Source organism: Acidovorax sp. 59, from assembly GCF_002754175.1.
GTDB classification, from domain to species: domain Bacteria; phylum Pseudomonadota; class Gammaproteobacteria; order Burkholderiales; family Burkholderiaceae_C; genus Acidovorax; species Acidovorax delafieldii.
Map to the genome: position 1 here is coordinate 1,781,401 of NZ_PEET01000001.1, position 13,669 is coordinate 1,795,069.

At 65.5% G+C, this 13,669-nt stretch carries 11 protein-coding genes; 8 read left to right on the forward strand and 3 right to left on the reverse strand.

Annotation, left to right across the window (positions count from 1 at the left end; translation table 11 throughout):
• Positions 1 to 172: 172 nt before the first annotated feature.
• Together katG and pcaC are read left to right on the forward strand one after the other, a co-directional pair.
• The gene (gene katG, locus CLU87_RS08010) at positions 173 to 2,374 is read left to right on the forward strand and encodes a catalase/peroxidase HPI (RefSeq protein WP_099730096.1); all 2,202 of its coding nucleotides are present in this window, start codon (positions 173 to 175) and stop codon (positions 2,372 to 2,374) included.
• Positions 2,375 to 2,558: 184 nt separating this feature from the next.
• On the forward strand, positions 2,559 to 2,945 hold the full coding sequence (gene pcaC, locus CLU87_RS08015) for a 4-carboxymuconolactone decarboxylase (protein ID WP_082522567.1): 387 nt from the start codon (positions 2,559 to 2,561) through the stop codon (positions 2,943 to 2,945).
• A 38-nt stretch (positions 2,946 to 2,983) separates the two neighbouring features.
• Here the strand turns inward: pcaC and CLU87_RS08020 are convergent, their stop codons facing one another.
• On the reverse strand, positions 2,984 to 3,529 hold the full coding sequence (locus tag CLU87_RS08020; protein ID WP_056067748.1) for a PAS and helix-turn-helix domain-containing protein: 546 nt from the start codon (positions 3,527 to 3,529) through the stop codon (positions 2,984 to 2,986).
• A gap of 75 nt (positions 3,530 to 3,604) precedes the next feature.
• Here CLU87_RS08020 and CLU87_RS08025 point away from each other — a divergent pair, with 75 nt between their 5' ends.
• Positions 3,605 to 4,312: a CoA transferase subunit A gene (locus tag CLU87_RS08025; protein WP_056067750.1), complete on the forward strand. Its 708-nt coding sequence runs from the start codon at positions 3,605 to 3,607 to the stop codon at positions 4,310 to 4,312.
• A 43-nt stretch (positions 4,313 to 4,355) separates the two neighbouring features.
• Positions 4,356 to 4,997: a CoA transferase subunit B gene (locus CLU87_RS08030; protein WP_056746107.1), complete on the forward strand. Its 642-nt coding sequence runs from the start codon at positions 4,356 to 4,358 to the stop codon at positions 4,995 to 4,997.
• Between the two features lie 126 nt (positions 4,998 to 5,123).
• Here CLU87_RS08030 and CLU87_RS08035 read toward each other — a convergent pair whose 3' ends face one another.
• A complete protein-coding gene (locus CLU87_RS08035; protein ID WP_056062211.1) occupies positions 5,124 to 5,420 on the reverse strand; it encodes a hypothetical protein in 297 nt (98 codons plus the stop codon).
• A gap of 89 nt (positions 5,421 to 5,509) precedes the next feature.
• A complete protein-coding gene (locus CLU87_RS08040; protein WP_056746105.1) occupies positions 5,510 to 5,797 on the reverse strand; it encodes a hypothetical protein in 288 nt (95 codons plus the stop codon).
• Between the two features lie 530 nt (positions 5,798 to 6,327).
• On the opposite strand from CLU87_RS08040, the gene CLU87_RS08045 reads away from it, so the two are divergent.
• From CLU87_RS08045 to CLU87_RS08060, 4 genes are all read left to right on the forward strand, one after another.
• Positions 6,328 to 7,638, forward strand: coding sequence for an HD-GYP domain-containing protein (locus CLU87_RS08045; protein ID WP_099730097.1), 1,311 nt, complete (start codon positions 6,328 to 6,330; stop codon positions 7,636 to 7,638).
• Between the two features lie 231 nt (positions 7,639 to 7,869).
• Positions 7,870 to 8,808, forward strand: coding sequence for a translesion DNA synthesis-associated protein ImuA (imuA, locus tag CLU87_RS08050; RefSeq protein ID WP_099730098.1), 939 nt, complete (start codon positions 7,870 to 7,872; stop codon positions 8,806 to 8,808).
• The gene (locus CLU87_RS08055; RefSeq protein ID WP_099730099.1) at positions 8,771 to 10,372 is read left to right on the forward strand and encodes a hypothetical protein; all 1,602 of its coding nucleotides are present in this window, start codon (positions 8,771 to 8,773) and stop codon (positions 10,370 to 10,372) included. The genes imuA and CLU87_RS08055 overlap by 38 nt, the downstream gene beginning before the upstream one ends.
• Before the next feature lie 19 nt (positions 10,373 to 10,391).
• Positions 10,392 to 13,655, forward strand: a complete 3,264-nt coding sequence (locus CLU87_RS08060) for an error-prone DNA polymerase (RefSeq protein ID WP_099730100.1) — start codon at positions 10,392 to 10,394, stop codon at positions 13,653 to 13,655.
• Positions 13,656 to 13,669 lie beyond the last annotated feature (14 nt).

The following is a 13,669-nucleotide window of genomic DNA, read 5'->3' on the forward strand; positions in this document are numbered from 1 at the left end:
GGCCTCCTGTTTGATGAATCCATGGGGCGCAGTGAAATCAATGGAGTGAAGGTGTTTTATTGAAATTGGCTATTGATGAGATTCAATCGATTCAATTTACCTGTCATGGTTTGCTTCCTACCATCTGTCCTGTCGATACGTTTTGCCGACGCGCTTTCACAGGAGATGACCCATGACGACAGAAGCCAAGTGCCCCTTTGACCACACCAAGGCCGCGCCCACGGCCCCCCGCAATGCCGACTGGTGGCCCAACCAGCTCAATCTCCGCCCCCTGAACCAGAACTCGCCGCTCACCGACCCGATGGGTGACGGCTTCAACTACGCCGAGGAGTTCAAGAGTCTGGACCTGGCCGCCGTGAAGGCCGATTTGCGGGCCCTGATGACCGACTCGCAGGATTGGTGGCCTGCAGACTTTGGCCACTATGGGCCGCTGTTTGTGCGCATGGCGTGGCACAGCGCGGGCACCTATCGCCTGGCCGATGGCCGGGGTGGCGCAGGGGCAGGGCAGCAGCGTTTTGCACCCCTCAACAGCTGGCCCGACAACGCCAACCTGGACAAGGCGCGCCGCCTGCTGTGGCCCGTCAAGCAGAAATATGGCCGCAAGATCTCGTGGGCCGACCTGATGATCCTGACCGGCAATGTGGCACTCGAATCCATGGGCTTCAAGACCTTTGGCTTTGCCGGTGGCCGCCCTGACGTGTGGGAACCCGATGAAAACGTGTACTGGGGCGCTGAATCCACCTGGCTGGGCAGCGACAAGCGCTACAGCGGTGAGCGCGACCTGGCCAACCCGCTGGCTGCTGTGCAGATGGGCCTGATCTATGTGAACCCCGAAGGCCCGAACGGCAACCCCGACCCCATCGCCGCCGCGCGCGACATCCGCGACACCTTTGCGCGCATGGCGATGGATGACGAAGAGACCGTGGCATTGATTGCTGGCGGCCACACCTTTGGCAAGACCCACGGTGCTGGCGATGCCGCGCTGGTGGGCAAGGAGCCCGAAGGTGCAGGCATCGAGGACCAGGGCCTGGGCTGGAAGAGCGGCCATGGCTCTGGCAAAGGCGGTGACACCATCACCAGCGGCCTGGAAGTCACTTGGACCACCACGCCCACGCAGTGGAGCAACAACTTCTTCGAAAACCTGTTCGGCTACGAGTGGGAGCTGACCAAGAGCCCGGCAGGCGCCCACCAATGGACGGCCAAGGGGGCTGCAGCGACGATCCCGCACGCACACGACCCGTCGAAAAAGCTGGTGCCCACCATGCTCACCACCGACCTGTCGCTGCGCTTTGACCCGGTCTACGAAAAGATCTCGCGCCGCTTTTTGGCACACCCCGAGCAGTTTGCCGATGCATTTGCGCGTGCCTGGTTCAAGCTCACGCACCGTGACATGGGGCCGCGTGCCCGCTATCTGGGGCCGGAGGTGCCCGCCGAAGTGCTGGTGTGGCAAGACCCTGTGCCTGCCGTGGACCATGCGCTGGTGAACGCGCAGGACATCGCTGCGCTCAAGGCCAAGGCGTTGGCATCGGGCTTGTCGATTTCGGACCTGGTATCCACGGCCTGGGCCTCTGCCTCCACGTTCCGGGGCGGCGACAAGCGGGGCGGCGCCAACGGCGCGCGCATCCGTCTGGCTCCTCAGAAGGATTGGGAAGTGAACCAGCCTGTGCAACTGGCCAAGGTCCTGGGCCAGCTCGAAGCCATCCAGCGCGACTTCAATGCGGCGCAGACGGGCGGCAAGAAGATCTCGCTGGCGGACCTGATCGTGCTGGCCGGTGGCGCTGCCGTGGAGGCTGCCGCAAAGCAGGCAGGGCAGGACGTGACCGTTCCCTTCACGCCTGGCCGCACGGATGCCTCGCAAGAGCAGACCGATGTGCCGTCGTTCGAGGTGATGGAGCCTGTGGCCGATGGCTTTCGCAACTACGTGCGCCCTGGCCTGGAAGGCGCCGTGGCCGAGCTGCTGGTGGACCGCGCCAACCAGCTCACGCTGACGGCGCCCGAGATGACGGTGCTGGTGGGTGGACTGCGCGTGCTGGGTGCCAACGTGGGGCAGGCCACCCATGGTGTCTTCACGCAGCGCGTTGGTACCTTGAGCAATGACTTCTTCGTGAACCTGCTCGACATGCGCACCCAATGGCAGAAGTCGGCGGGTGCAGCGGGTGTGCTGGAAGGTGTGGACCGCAGCACAGGTGCCAGAAAATGGACCGGCACGGTGGCCGACCTGGTGTTTGGCTCCAACTCGGTGTTGCGTGCGCTGGCCGAGGTCTATGCCAGCAGCGATGCGCAGGCAGTGTTTGTGCAGGACTTCGTCAAGGCTTGGACCAAGGTGATGAACCTGGACCGGTTTGACCTGGCCGCAGGCGGTGCCAGCGCCTGACCATGAGGGTCTCTGCTCCGTGCCGTCGAAGGACGGCGTGGGGTGAGCCGAGCATGCTTTGACCCACCCCGGTGCGTGCACTGCACGCGCCGGGCTTTTTCTTCTGTGGTTTTCATGACGGCGACGCTGCGTGTGCTCGCTACCATCGGGCCTTGATGTTTCCAACCCTTCAAGGAGAGCCCGCGTGACACCAACCCCGACCAAAGACTACGAAAAAGGCCTGGCCACCCGCCGCGAGGTCATGGGTGACGATTTTGTGGACCGTGCGCTGGGCAACGCCACCTCTTTCACGCAGCCCATTCAGGAATACATCACGCGCAACGCGTGGGGCGATGTCTGGCAGCGGCCAGGGCTGGACCGCAAGACCCGCAGTCTCATCACGGTTTCCATGTTGATCGCGCTGGGCAAGCAGCATGAACTCAAGGGCCATGTGCGTGGCGCGCTGAACAATGGCGCTACTGCGGAGGAGTTGCAGGAGGTGCTGCTGCACGCCAGTGTCTACTGCGGCCTGCCGACGGCGGTAGAGGCGTTTCGCACCGCCGCTGAAGTCATCGACGGCCCGGCCAAGTAGGCAATAAAGGGCGGTAGTGCTGTCCTTCGAGGGCAGGTTCAGCCACCTGCCAGCAGCTTGTGCACCAGGTCGGCGGCGGTGGAGGCGTTGTACTTGCGCATGAGGCGCGCGCGGTAAATTTCTACCGTGCGGTGGCTGATCTCCAGTGCCCGACCGATCTCCTTGGAGGTCAGGCCTTCCAGCAGGCGGGCGGCTACCTCGCGCTCACGGCCCGTCAGCTCCGCCTTCACGGCGCGCTGCGAACTCAGATCTTCGAAGCTCCAGATGCCGGACTCATGCGGGGCATCGCGGTTGAGTGCGCGACCAGACACGTGGCACCAGAACACTTCGCCATTGGCGCGCTTCATGATGCGGTTGTCCGCATAGTGGCCCTTGGCGTTCAGGATGGGCTCCATGTGCGCCCCAAGCCGCTCATATTCGTCGGCGCTGGGATAGAGTATCTGGAACGACTGGCCGATCAGCACTTCGCGCGAGGCGCCGAACATTTCGCAGACATGGCGGTTGCAGTCCACCATGGTGCGGTTGCGCGAGAGCACCAGCCCCACAGGGGCCATGTCGAAAGCCAGTCGGTAATCAACGTCCATAGTGCTAATCTTTACGGAAAACTACTTATTTAAGTACGTAGTATCGTAGCGCATCCCATTCATAAGGAGATCGTGGTGAACAAGTTATTCCCCTCCGCAGCCGAGGCCCTGAAGGGCGTGGTTGCAGATGGCCAACTCATGGCTGTTGGCGGCTTTGGACTGTGTGGCATTCCTGAAGCCTTGATCGACGCGCTGCGCGATTCAGGCGTGAAGAACCTGACCGTGATCTCCAACAATGCGGGCGTGGACGGCTTTGGCCTGGGCAAGCTGCTCGAGACCCGGCAGATCAAGAAAATGATCTCGTCGTATGTGGGCGAGAACAAGGAGTTCGAGCGCCAGTACCTCGCTGGCGAGCTGGAGCTGGAGTTCACCCCCCAGGGCACCCTGGCCGAAAAGCTGCGTGCGGGCGGTGCGGGCATCCCGGCCTTTTTCACCAAGACCGGCGTGGGCACCATCGTGGCCGAGGGCAAGGAACTGCGCGAGTTCGATGGCGAAACCTATGTGATGGAGCGTTCGCTGGTGCCCGATGTGTCGCTGGTCAAGGCCTGGCGTGCCGACAAGTCGGGCAATCTGCAGTTCCGCCTCACGGCGCGCAACTTCAACCCCGCTGCGGCCACTGCCGGCAAGATCACCATTGTGGAGGTGGAAGAGGTGGTGGAAACCGGCGCCATTGCGCCCGACCAGATCCATCTGCCTGGCATCTATGTGCACCGCATCGTGCACAACGCCACGCCCGAGAAGCGCATTGAAAAGCGCACCATCACCGAAAAAGCGGGCGTCTGAGCCGCTGCCGCACAACCGTACAGAACAAGCTGGAGAAGTATCTATGTCGTGGAGTCAAGACCAAATGGCGGCCCGTGCCGCCCATGAACTCGAAGACGGCTTTTATGTGAACCTGGGCATTGGCATCCCTACGCTGGTGGCCAACTTTGTGCCTGCCGACAAAGAGGTGTGGCTGCAGTCCGAAAACGGCATGCTGGGCATCGGCCCGTTTCCCACCGAAGATGAAGTGGATGCCGACCTGATTAACGCCGGCAAGCAGACCGTGACCACCATCAAGGGCTCGTCCATCTTTGGCAGCGACCAGTCGTTTGCCATGATCCGTGGCGGCAAGATCAACCTGTCGATCTTGGGCGCCATGCAGGTCAGCGAAAAGGGCGACCTGGCCAACTGGATGATCCCCGGCAAGATGGTCAAGGGCATGGGTGGCGCGATGGACCTGGTGGCTGGCGTCAAGCGCGTGATCGTGCTCATGGAGCATGTGGCGCGCAAGAAGGATGGCACCGAAGACCTGAAGATCCTGCCCCAGTGCACTCTGCCCCTCACGGGCGTGGGTGTGGTGGATCGCATCATCACCGACCTGGCCGTCATGGACGTGACGCCCCAGGGCCTGAAGGTGGTGGAGCTGGCTCCCGGCGTGACTTTTGAGGCCCTGCAGGCCAAGACCGGCGTCAAGCTGATCCCATAAGCATTTGAGCCACCCCTGCAGTGGAGTGGCATCACAAAAAAGGCCGGGGCCCCTCACAGGGTCCCGGCCTTTTGCATTGGCACTTTTCACAAAGCCCTCATGCGGTCCGCATGGGGCCTTTGGCAATTACATCGCGTTGCCGATTTCGCCAGAAGAGATCTGGCCCGTGCGCAGGGCTTCAGCAGCCTGGGCACGCACAGCAGCACGGTCAGCCGTGGACTTGTAGGTCACCACACGCGAACCAGCGGGTTCGATGGAGCGGGTCTGGGCCACGGTAGCAGCTTCGGCAGCCACTTCAGCGCGGGTGCGGTTGGTTTCGAACTTGGTGGCGAACTGCGAAGCATCTGCCTCATCAGCGTGGGCACCAAAAGCGGCAAAAGCGGCGACAGCAGCAACGGACAGGAAACGGACAGACTTGTTCATGGTGAAACTCCGGAAAATTCTAAAAAGAGGACTTGGGTACTGAGAGATACGGCGCAACCAGGGCGGCAGATTCAGCCGCCCCTGGTGAATCAGCCGCGCTCACCCGAAGAAATCTGGCCGGTACGCACTGCTTCAGCAGCCTGGGCACGCACGGCAGCGCGGTCGGCCGTGGACTTGTAGGTCACCACACGCGAACCAGCGGGCTCGATCGAGCGGGTCTGGGCCACGGTAGCAGCTTCGGCAGCCACTTCAGCACGGGTGCGGTTGGTTTCAAACTTGGTGGCGAACTGCGAAGCATCGGCTTCGTCAGCCTGGGCACCAAAAGAAGCGAAAGCGGCGACAGCGGCGATAGACAGGAAACGTGCGGTGTTGTTCATGATGGAAATCCTTGAAGTTAAAGAAGCGGCTCAAAAAACCGGGACAAAGCGCCAAAAACAAAGAAAGCTGCCTGGGACCGGGTTCGGTGAGTCGCCTTGCGGGTTCGGCTCATCGATGGGATGAACTGTACGCCGGTGGGGTGCAGAGAAAAACCACCGGGTCGCGAACTAACTGTTCCAGTATTGTGAACAATCAACGCGGAACTTTTCAGGGTTTACCCAAGCCTGACTGTCCGGGATCACCAAAAAGCAGGCTATCGGCGACATTGTTGAATGAAAACCCTGACGCCTATTTGGGACAATGACATTGGGGTGACAGGGGCTTTGTCACCCCGGCGAGCCCGGGCGGGTCCAGGTCTTGGTCATGGGAATCCGGACGTGTGATCTCTGCCATGCGGCAAAAAACGAGCACGGGTAGCATCGCCTGCTGCTTGATGTGCATCAAGATTGCATGTCTGTATCGCGTCACGCGAGTCAGTGCCCCGCAAGAGAACCCCCTATAGTGCGAAGTAACGATTTGTGTTGCTTGCATGACCGATATTCTTCTTTCAGCGGATGCCGAGGACGCTGACAGTCCCCATTACTTGCGTGCGCTGACCGACATGGCCGACCGGCGTACGGTGGTCACAGATGCTGCTATCTACACCGACAACGGCATCAAGCTGGTGGAGAAGGGCGCGCGCATCGACAGCCGCCTGTACGACCGCCTGGTGCAGCACAAGCTGCGCGAACCCATTGACCGCCATCTGTCCATCGAAAACCCGGTGGACGTGCCATCACTGCTGGCCCTGGGCCAGACGCTGATCGAGCAGGAAACCCTGCCCGCCATGCTGGCCGAGGCCCTGGGCTCAGGTGCCCGGTTGCTGGCGCCCCTGCGGTCCCTGCCGTTGCCTTCTGCCATGGCCTGCAAGCTCACCGTGATGCGTGACCAGCGGCCCACGCTGTTCCAGCACAGTCTGGTGATGACCACCGTGGCGGTATTTCTGGCGCTCAAAAGCGGGCTGAGCGAACGCGATTGCAGCACGGTGGCGGCAGCTGCGCTGCTGCATGACCTGGGGGTGCTGCACATGGACCCGGCCTGGGACGACCCGGACCACAAGGTGGTGGGGGTAGGGCGCAAGCATCTGGTGGCCCATCCCATCTCGGCCATGCTCATGATCCGCGACACGCAGGCCTATCCACGTGCTGCCGAAGTGGCCGTGCTGGAGCACCATGAGCGCATGGACGGCAGCGGCTATCCGCGCGCCTTGCTGGGGGCGGACATCACACCCATGGGCCGCATCCTGCTACTGGCCGAAGTGGTGGCCGCCTTCTACGAGAAATACGACGACATGCCCGCGCAGCGGCTGTCGCTGGTGCTGCGGCTCAATCACCGCAAGTTTCCTTCGGCACTGGTGGCGTTCATCCTGCCGCTGCTGCAGGAGGAAGTGGCCCGTGAATCGGCCTTGATGCCCCTGGGTAACGATGCGCCCCGTCAGATCGAATTGCTGGCCGAAGCCTTTGCCTATTGGGACCAACTCAAGGCGGCCTTGCCTCCAGACACGGCGGCCAAGTCTCCTGCGGGCACTGCCTTTGCGTTTACCGATTCCCGCCTCATGGCGTTGCAAAAAGCCCTGATCGAAGCGGGCTCGCACCCCCAGCATCAGGGCGAGCTGCTGGCGCAATTGCAAGGCGACGCCATTGGCATGGCCGAGGTCGCCCTGGTGGGGCGCGAGGCCCTGTGGCAACTGCAAAGCATCCTGAACGCCAGTCACCGCCGCTGGCCCCAGCTCTCGGACCGTGCCACGCCCGCCGATGCGGCGGTGGCGGACTGGTGCGACTGGGCGATGCGGACGCTGTAAGCAGATTTTCGGATTGACCCCGCCAAGGCCCCGGCCTTGGCGTCGTCGCGCGCCTGGATTGGCGTGGCGGGGGAGGCCTTCGCATTGGCAAAAATAGTGTGAACAAGCCCTGGCCTGCGTCGGCCTCCTCATACCGATGTCCTTGGTGGGTCTTCGCTTCCAGGTTCACCCATTCGGCAAAATACTGGTTATATTTACAGTATTCGTGTTGCCTCAACTTCTCCCACCACCATGCCTGCGCCACGCCCCTCTTTGCGGGTTGCGTCCGATTTGCCCATCCCCGTGCCTGGGGTGTGGCATGCCGACGCGCTGGGGGCCAGCGCGCAGCGCGTATTGCCTTCGGGCCATGCCGCGCTGGATGCCCAGCTGCCGGGTGGCGGCTGGCCAGTGGGGGCCCTGAGCGAAGTGCTGCAGCCCCTGGCGGGCTTGCACGAATGGCAACTGGTGCTGCCCGCACTGGTGCAGGCCACGGCCCGGCAGAGCGGGGCCGTGGTGCTGGTGGCGCCGCCGTTCGAGCCTTTTGGCCCGGCCCTGCAGTCGCAGGGGTTGCGGGCAGAGCGGGTGTGTGTGGTGCATGCCGACTCCCCCATGGTCGCCTTGTGGGCGGCCGAGCAGGCGCTGCGCTGCCAGGGCGTGGTGGCCGTCATGGCCTGGCTGCCCCAGGCGCAGCCTGCCGCCTTGCGGCGGTTGCAATTGGCGGCGGCCCAGCAGCAACAATTGTTGTGGGTGTTTCGTCCGGTCGACGCCCCAGGGCCCGCATCACAGGTGTCTCAGGCGTCGCCGGCCCAATTGCGGCTGCAGGTGCAGGGGCTGGCTTTGCCAGGGGATGCCGCAGCAGCCCCCGGCATGCAGGTGCGGATCCTCAAGCGCCGAGGGCCTCCGCTGGCGCAGGCGCTCCAACTGCCGGGCTGCCACCCTCAACTGGCGCAGGTGCTGGTGGTACAGGCCGAGCGGCGCCGCGCTGCGCAAGAGGCTGCCATTGCCCAGGTGGCGGGGCGCCAGGCCGCGGCCGCCCGTGTGGCCGGGGTCTTGGCGGGTTCGCTGGCGCGCCATGTGTCCCCAGTCCAGCCCCCAGTCCAGCCCGTATGCGAGCCAGGAGGCCGACCCGGAGGCCGGCCAGAAGGGAGCAGGCATGCACTGGATCGCCCTGCCATTGCCCTGGTGCGATGAGGTCGCCGCCTTGGCGGGTACAGGCACGGATAGAAATACCGGAGTGCTGAGCGCCGCCGCCGGCTGGTGGGCCTTGCGCTTCACGCCGCGTGTGGCGCTGGCCGATGGCGAGGCGGTGTTGCTGGAGGTGTCCACCACCGAACGCCTGTGGGGCGGGCGCGATGCGCTGCAGGCACTGGTGCTGCAAGCCTGGGCTGATGCGTCGGCCCGATGCGAAGGGGAGTGCGTTGCCCTTCCACCCGTCCGCAGCGCTGAAGAGCCTGCCCATTCCTTTGGATCGACCACAGCCCCGGTGCCCCATGCACCGACTGTGTGGGGCACAGGCCCCACCGCCCTGGTCGCTCAGGCCAGACTGCGCATGGCATTGGCAGGGCGCATCTGCCCGCCGCAGGGCAGTGCAGAGAACCTGCCTTTGCACACGCTGACAGCACTGCGCCCCCATGTGGCCAGCCTGGAGCGCATGGGGTGCCGCACCTGGGGGGCGCTGCGGGCCTTGCCGCGTGCGGGCGTGGCGCGGCGTCTGGGGGCGGGCGTGCTGCAAGTGCTGGACCAGGCCCTGGGTGATGCCCCCGAGGCCCATGCCTGGCTGCAACTGCCCGAGCAGTTTGTGTTGACCACCGAGCTGCCCGCCTTGGCCGCGTCGGCCGACGCACTGTTGTGGAGCGCCAGCCGCAGCCTGACGGCCCTGCAGGCCTGGCTGCAGGCGCGCCAGCAGGGCGTGCTGGCGCTGGAGCTGGCCTGGCGCCACGACCTGCGGCGCCTGGATGGCGTGGCGCTGCCCCCCACCCAGGCGCTGCAGGTGCGCACCGCCCAGACCACCCACGACCTGGTGCACCTGCGGCGCCTGCTGGCCGAAAACCTGGCGCGCACCACGCTGGCCGCGCCGGTCAACCAGATCACGCTGCGGCTGCTCGAATCGGCACCGTTGCCGCACCGCAGTGCCAGCCTGCTGCCCCCGGGGGAGGTGGGCGGGCGTGACCCCACAAGCCATGGCAGCACCGACCCGGCCGGTACCCCCGGCGAGGCCCTGCACCAACTGCTGGAGCGCCTGTCGGCCCGCCTGGGGGCCGACCACGTGGTGGCCCCGGTGCTGCTGGCCGACCATCGGCCCGAACGCATGCAGCAATGGCGACCGGCTGCTGAAGTGCTGGGCATGCCCTCGGCTGCGACGCGCAATGCAGCCACGCGGACACCCACCGGTCCTGTGTCCGCGCGTGCGGACGGTGCTTCGCCGGGCATCGGCCCAGATGCCCCCTTGCTGCCCACCTGGCTGCTGAACCCGCCCCGGCAGCTGGCCGTGCAGGGCAACCGCCCCTGCCACCACGGCCTGTTGCGCTTGCTGGCCGGGCCCCACCGGTTGGAGGCGGGCTGGTGGTCTGCCACCGACGATGCGGTGGACCCAGCACGCCCCTGCGCAGACCTGGCCTTGCGCGACTACTTTGTGGCCCACAACGATGTGGCGGGACTGGTGTGGGTGTTTCGCGAGCGCCTGGCGCCTGCGCTGGACGGCACGCCAACGGTGGCTCGCCCACACCGCTGGTTCTTGCACGGAATCTTTGGGTGAGCGGGCAGGGTGGTTGTCCATGGGTTTGACGCACCGACATCCTCTACAGGCCACTGCGGTGCCAGGCCCCGCAGCGGGCGCGGGCGAGCTGCCGGGCTATGCCGAGCTGCATTGCCTGTCCAACTTCAGCTTTCAGCGGGGGGCATCGCACCCGCAAGAGCTGGTCACGCGCGCTGCCCAACTCGGCTACCAGGCGCTGGCGCTGACGGACGAATGCTCCGTGGCCGGCGTGGTGCGTGCCTGGGGAGCGGCCAAGGAATGTGGCCTGCACCTCATCGTGGGCAGCGAGTTTTTGTGGGGTGACCTGCGGCTGGTGGCACTGGCACGCGATGCCGAGGGCTGGGGCAACCTGTGCGAGTTCATCACCGCCGCCCGAGCTGCTGCGCCCAAGGGGCAATATCGCGTGGGTGCGGACAGCCCCTGGCACTTGCTGCAGGGGTGCGAGCTGCTGCTGGCACCATGCCGTCAGCGCTTTGATGCTTCTGATTTTGTAGCAATCAGCGCATGTATCACTAGCGCTACCAGCCAATTTGGCTCTCAAAAGGCTCCGCAGGTGTGGCTGGCGGTCGAATTGCACCAGGCCGCCGACGACAGCCTGTGGCTGGCCACGCTGCAGCGCCTGGGCGCTGCACTGCAGCTGCCGCTGGTGGCGGCGGGCGACGTGCACATGCACGCCCGCTCGCGCAAGCCGCTGCAGGATGTGATCACCGCCGTGAAGCGCGGCTGCACCGTGGCCGAGTGCGGCTTTGCGCTGCAGCCCAACGCCGAGCGCCACCTGCGCCAGCGCGTGCGGCTGGCGGGCATCTATCCGCCCGAGTTGCTGGCGGCCACGCTCACCGTGGCCGGGCGCTGCACTTTCAGCCTGAGTGAGATCCAGTACCGCTACCCGCTGGAGACCGTGCCCGAGGGCATGACACCTGCCCAGGCACTGGCCTGGCTGGTAGAGCTGGGGGTGCGAAGCCATTACCCGCTGGGCGCGCCCGAGGGCGTGCAGGCGCAGATCCGCAAAGAGCTCGATCTGATCGCGCACTGCGGGTATGAGATGTATTTCCTGACCGTGCATGACATCGTGCGGTTTGCGCGCAGCGTGGGCATCCTGTGCCAGGGCCGGGGCTCGGCGGCGAACTCGGTGGTCTGCTACGTGCTGGGCATCACGGCCGTGGCCCCCGAGCAGTCCCACCTGCTGTTCGAGCGCTTCATCAGCAAGGAGCGCAGCGAGCCGCCCGACATCGACGTGGACTTCGAACACGACCGGCGCGAAGAGGTCATCCAGTACATCTACGACAAATACGGCCGCGACCGCGCCGCCATCGCCGCCGTGGTCACCTGCTACCGCACGCGCAGCGCCCTGCGCGACGTAGGCAAGGCCCTGGGCGTGGCGCCCGCCCTGGTCGATGCGTTTGCCAAAGACCACCACTGGTTTGACGAAACCTTTGCCACCGACCGCCTGCAGGAGCTGGCCCAGGCGGTGGGCGTGTCGCTGCACCGGCATACCGCCCGGCTGTGGCTGGAGCTGGCTGCCGACCTGAAGGACTTTCCGCGCCACCTGAGCCAGCATGTGGGCGGCTTTGTGCTGACCCAGGGCAAGCTCACACGGCTGGTGCCGGTGGAGCCCGCCAGCATGAAGGACCGCTCCGTCATCCAGTGGGACAAGGACGACCTGGATGACATGGGCCTGCTCAAGGTCGATGTGCTGGCCCTGGGCATGCTCAGCGCGCTGCGCCGCTGCCTCAACCTGCGCGCAGCCCTGCGCGGCGAGCGCTGGGGCCTCAAAGACATCCCGCGCGAAGACCCTGCCACCTACGACATGATCTGCGCCGCCGACACCGTGGGCGTGTTCCAGATCGAAAGCCGCGCGCAGATGAGCATGCTGCCCCGCCTGCAGCCGCGCGAGTTCTACGACCTGGTGGTCGAGGTCGCCATCGTGCGCCCCGGCCCCATCCAGGGGGGCATGGTGCACCCCTACCTGCAGGCGCGCGAGCGCCGGCGCAAGGGCGAGCCTCTGCAACTCGAAAAGCCGGAGCTGGAGGACGCCCTGGCGCGCACGCTGGGCGTGCCCATCTTCCAGGAGCAGGTGATGCAGATCGCCATGATCGCGGCGGGCTTCACCCCCGGCATGGCCGACGACCTGCGCCGTTCCATGGCCGCCTGGAAGCGCAAGGGGGGCGTGCATCGCTTTGAAGAGCCTCTCAAACAAGGCATGAAAGACAGGGACTACCCCGCCGAATTTGCCGACCGCATCTTCCAGCAGATGCTGGGCTTTGGCGAATACGGCTTTCCTGAAAGCCACGCCCACAGCTTTGCGCTGCTGGCCTATGCCAGCAGCTGGCTCAAGTGCCACGAGCCCGCGTGCTTTTTGGCGGCGCTGCTCAACTCGTTGCCCATGGGCTTTTACAGCGCTTCGCAACTGGTGCAGGACGCCCGCCGCCACGGCGTGCGCGTGCTGCCCATCGACGTGACCGTGAGCGACATCGACTGCACGCTGGAGGGCAACCCCGAGCCGCTGCGCCCCGCACGCGGCCTGGGCGCACCGCCGCTGCCCCAGCCAGCCGTGCGCCTGGGCCTTCGAATGGTCAGCAGCCTGCACACAGACGCCGCCAAACGCCTGCTGCACGCCCGCGCCACAGGCCCCGCCTTTGCCACCACCGAAGACCTGGCCCTGCGTGCCCAACTGAGCCAGCAAGACCTGCAGGCCCTGGCAGCCGCCGATGCCCTGGCCAGCCTGTCGGGCCACCGGCGCCAGCAGATGTGGGACGCCGCCGCCCAGCACAGCGCGCCGCCCCTGTGGCGCGACGTGCCCGTGCACGAGGCCCCGCTGCAACTGCCCGAGGCGCCCGAGGGCGAAGAAATCCTGTTCGACTACGCCGCCACCGGCCTCACGTTACGTCGCCACCCCCTGGCCCTGCTGCGCCCCCGCCTGGCCCGCTGGCGCCTGCAAACCGCCCTGCAACTGCACAGCGCCGCCCACGGCCGCAAGGTGCGCGCCTGCGGCATCGTCACCGTGCGCCAGCGCCCTGGCACCGCCAAGGGCACCATGTTCGTCACGCTGGAAGACGAAACCGGCCCCGTCAACGTCATCGTCTGGCCCGCCCTGGTCGATGTGTGGCGCAATGCGCTGCTGCGGTCACAGCTGCTGGCGGTGGAAGGGGTGTGGCAATGCAGCGCCGGCCCACCCGGCAGCACTGCGGTGGTGCGCCACCTGGTGGCCCAGCGCTTCAAGGACCTGACGCCCCTACTGGGCCGCATGGGGCAGGCGCTGCAGGGGAGCCGGGATTTTCATTAAGCGCGTGCAGATGA

What these genes read in the sequence shown, in the direction of transcription:
- katG (WP_099730096.1), top strand. Translation starts at nt 173, where the DNA reads ATGACGACAGAAGCCAAGTGCCCCTTTGACCACACCAAGGCCGCGCCC.
- CLU87_RS08020 (WP_056067748.1), bottom strand. Translation starts at nt 3,529, where the DNA reads ATGGACGTTGATTACCGACTGGCTTTCGACATGGCCCCTGTGGGGCTG.
- CLU87_RS08030 (WP_056746107.1), top strand. Translation starts at nt 4,356, where the DNA reads ATGTCGTGGAGTCAAGACCAAATGGCGGCCCGTGCCGCCCATGAACTC.
- CLU87_RS08035 (WP_056062211.1), bottom strand. Translation starts at nt 5,420, where the DNA reads ATGAACAAGTCTGTCCGTTTCCTGTCCGTTGCTGCTGTCGCCGCTTTT.
- CLU87_RS08040 (WP_056746105.1), bottom strand. Translation starts at nt 5,797, where the DNA reads ATGAACAACACCGCACGTTTCCTGTCTATCGCCGCTGTCGCCGCTTTC.
- CLU87_RS08045 (WP_099730097.1), top strand. Translation starts at nt 6,328, where the DNA reads ATGACCGATATTCTTCTTTCAGCGGATGCCGAGGACGCTGACAGTCCC.
- imuA (WP_099730098.1), top strand. Translation starts at nt 7,870, where the DNA reads ATGCCTGCGCCACGCCCCTCTTTGCGGGTTGCGTCCGATTTGCCCATC.
- CLU87_RS08055 (WP_099730099.1), top strand. Translation starts at nt 8,771, where the DNA reads ATGCACTGGATCGCCCTGCCATTGCCCTGGTGCGATGAGGTCGCCGCC.
- CLU87_RS08060 (WP_099730100.1), top strand. Translation starts at nt 10,392, where the DNA reads ATGGGTTTGACGCACCGACATCCTCTACAGGCCACTGCGGTGCCAGGC.